Source organism: Deltaproteobacteria bacterium, assembly GCA_021159305.1.
Classification (GTDB): domain Bacteria; phylum Campylobacterota_A; class Desulfurellia; order JAGGSF01; family JAGGSF01; genus JAGGSF01.
On sequence record JAGGSB010000015.1, the window covers coordinates 1 to 3,259 of the forward strand.

Below are 3,259 nucleotides of genomic sequence, written 5' to 3' on the forward strand. Positions count from 1 at the left end.
CGCTTTCAGCGTTTGCAAGCAAAGCGAAGCTTTGTCTTGACAACTGCCTCTGGCAGTTGCAAGCAAACACCAGAGATGTTTGTCTTGACAGATTTACATATTGTGGGATAATTTGCAATTGGAGATATTACATAATTTAAGGAGGGAAAATGAAGGTATCTACAGTAGAAGAGATGAGAAATTTAGATAAACGTTCAATAGAGGAATATGGTTTCCCGCAGGAAGTTTTAATGGAAAATGCAGGCAATGCCGCATACTTCATTATATTAAAAAAAATTGGCATAAAAAATAAGAGCTTTGTTGTCTTTTGCGGTATAGGCAACAATGGTGGAGATGGTCTTGTTGTTGCCAGGAAGATTCATTCTAACGGTGGAGATGTAAAGATATACCTATTAGGTGATGAAAAAAAATTTACAGGAGCGGCAAAAATAAATTTTGAAATTGCATCTAAAATACCTCTGAATATTAAACATGTTGAATCCATTGAAGCCGTAAAATTAGACATCGTTCATGCCGATGCCATAGTAGATGCAATATTCGGTACAGGGCTCACAAGAGACGTGGGAGGCACATATAAAGATGTTATTCAATTGATAAATGAGAGTGGAAAAAGAGTATTCAGTATAGATATACCATCTGGTATAAATGGCAACACCGGAAAGATAATGGGTGTCGCTATAAAATCAGATTACACCACAACCTATGGTCTTCCCAAATTAGGAACTATATTATACCCTGGGTATGACAGGTGTGGAAAATTGTATGTTTCACACATATCTTTTCCTCCCTCCATCTATGATTCAATAAAAGTGGAAACAAATGACCCCATAAAACTACCAGAAAGAGATAAAGACGCACATAAGGGAGATTTTGGAGAAGTTTTGTTCATTGCAGGTGCATCCAGTTATTTTGGAGCTCCATATTTCTCCGCACTATCTTTTTTAAAGGCAGGAGGAGGATACTCAAGGTTAGCTGCACCTCTTTCTGTCACACCATTCATAGCCAGCAAAGGCAGTGAAATAGTCTTTATACCGCAGAAAGAAACATCTGCAGGGAGTATATCCTTAGAAAATAAAGATAGTCTGTTAGAACTCTCGGAAAAGATGGATATGGTTATATTGGGTCCGGGCTTATCCTTAAATGAAGAAACACAACAATTGGCAAGAGAATTGGCAAAGGAGATTAAAAAACCATTGTTAATAGATGGAGATGGAATTACGGCAATCTCTAAAGATATAGAAATAATAAAACAGAGAAGGACGGAGACAATTCTCACTCCTCATTTGGGTGAAATGTCTCGGATTGCTAAGTTAAACATAAAGGATATAGATGAAAATAAGACGGAGGTATTACAAAAAACATGCAAGGACTTGAATGCCATTATTGTTTTAAAGGGAGCTCATTCCTTGATAGGATATCCCGATGAAAGGGTTTTTATAAATATGAGTGGAAACTGTGGTATGGCTACTGCAGGTTCTGGTGATGTTCTAACCGGAACAATTGCCGCTATGTTTGGTTTAGGATTATCTATCTCTGATGCAGTGAGAATGGGTGTTTTTATGCATGGATTTTCTGGAGACCTGGCGGCTATGGATAAGGGAGAGGATGGAATAACAGCACAGGATATATTAGACTACCTTCCCAATGCTGTAAAATATTACAGAGAGAGCTTTGATGAGCTTTTTAAAGAAAGTTACGAAATTCAGGTTGTATAGGAGGAAGTAATGAAAGCCTGGGTTCTGGAAAAACAAGCAAAAATAGAAGGAAGACCATTAAAACTAATGGAAGTTGAAACTCCTTATCCCAAAGATAATGAAATAAGAGTAAAAGTTTTGGTCTGTGGCGTATGCAGAACAGATATTCACATTGCAGAAGGTGACCTGCCTTTGAGAAAACCCAATTTAATACTTGGTCATGAAATTGTAGGGATTGTAGATAAAACGGGGAAAGATGTAAAAAAGTTCAAAATTGGAGATAAAATTGGTATTTCCTGGTTAAACAGCACCTGTGGAAAATGTAAATACTGTCTGTCTGGCAGAGAAAATTATTGTCCGGATTTCAAATGCACCGGATGGGATGTAGATGGCGGATATGCAGAATATACAATTATAAAAGAAAAATTTGCTTTAAATCTAAACGATATAAATTTAAAGCCAGAAGATATTGCACCCCTTATGTGTCCCGGGATAGCAGGATATGGTGCATTCAAACTAACGGATGTAGAAAAAGGGGAAAAATTGGGATTATATGGTTTTGGTCCAACTGCATATTATGTGTTAAAGGTTGCAAATCACCTGGGTATTGATACCTATGTGAGCACCAGATCTCAAAAAAACATAGAAACAGCAAAAAAGGCAGGAGCAATCTGGGCAGCAGATGCATCAAAGAAAGAAATGCCCTGCAAATTAGATAAATCCATCGTATTTCCACCTGCAGGAAATCTGGTAGAACCTGCACTGAGGAGGCTTAAAGTAAGTGGAATACTGGTGCTGGCACCGGTGAGCATGTCAACCATTGAAATAAAAAATTATTCACAGAACTTATGGGGAAGAGACATAAGAACACTGTTTAATGTAAAGAAATCATGGGGAGAAGAATTTTTAAATATTGCAAATGAAATGCAAATAAAAGCGGGAAAGGAGATTTTTCCATTTGAAGAATTGCAAGATGTACTGATTTTGGTCAGGAAGGGAAAAATAAAAGAACCAAACGCAGTGATAAAGGTTGGCGATTGGTAATCTATAGAAATATTACTATCTTAAATCTTTTAGAAATGGTCTTAAAAAATAATGAACCAATGACAGAATTATAGTACTTGCCATTACGGTAATTGTTACATCTAAAGAGAAACCCGAGATTGCAACTCCCAAAGCCGTGCCTGATGCGGGCGGATGCTTCGTGTCTGTAATCACCATTATGAGAATAGAAAACCCAACAGCGAGTGAGTATATAACGATGGAATGTAAAAACAAAGGATGCGGAATTAAAGCACACAAAGAACCGGTAATAAGTCCTATCAGATGACCACCTATAACATTTTTTGTTCTAGCAATTTTCTTTTCTGGCGTTACGAATATGATAAAAGCAGTAGAGCCTATTGAAGCTACTATCACCGCATGTTTTACACTTAAGACCAGGAGTACTAAGAATGTTGTAAGAGTGGCGAGAAAACTCTGAAAAATGTAACTTTTCCAGTATAATTTAAACTCTCCAACAATTTCAGCAAATAACTCTTTCATGTTTTAATCAAAATACACTT

General features: G+C 36.9%; 3 protein-coding genes. 2 read left to right on the top strand and 1 reads right to left on the bottom strand.

What is annotated here, in order from left to right; genetic code table 11:
- Positions 1-149 precede the first annotated feature (149 nt).
- Both J7J10_01135 and J7J10_01140 read left to right on the top strand, forming a co-directional pair.
- Positions 150-1,715 carry an NAD(P)H-hydrate dehydratase gene (locus tag J7J10_01135; protein MCD6129548.1) on the top strand — a complete coding sequence of 522 codons (1,566 nt, stop codon included), beginning with the start codon at positions 150-152 and terminating at the stop codon, positions 1,713-1,715.
- Positions 1,716-1,724: 9 nt separating this feature from the next.
- Positions 1,725-2,738 (top strand): alcohol dehydrogenase catalytic domain-containing protein, encoded by a 1,014-nt coding sequence (locus tag J7J10_01140; GenBank protein ID MCD6129549.1) that lies wholly within the window; start codon positions 1,725-1,727, stop codon positions 2,736-2,738.
- 15 nt (positions 2,739-2,753) lie between these two features.
- Here the strand turns inward: J7J10_01140 and J7J10_01145 are convergent, their stop codons facing one another.
- Positions 2,754-3,239 carry an HPP family protein gene (locus J7J10_01145; GenBank protein ID MCD6129550.1) on the bottom strand — a complete coding sequence of 162 codons (486 nt, stop codon included), beginning with the start codon at positions 3,237-3,239 and terminating at the stop codon, positions 2,754-2,756.
- Positions 3,240-3,259: the final 20 nt, after the last annotated feature.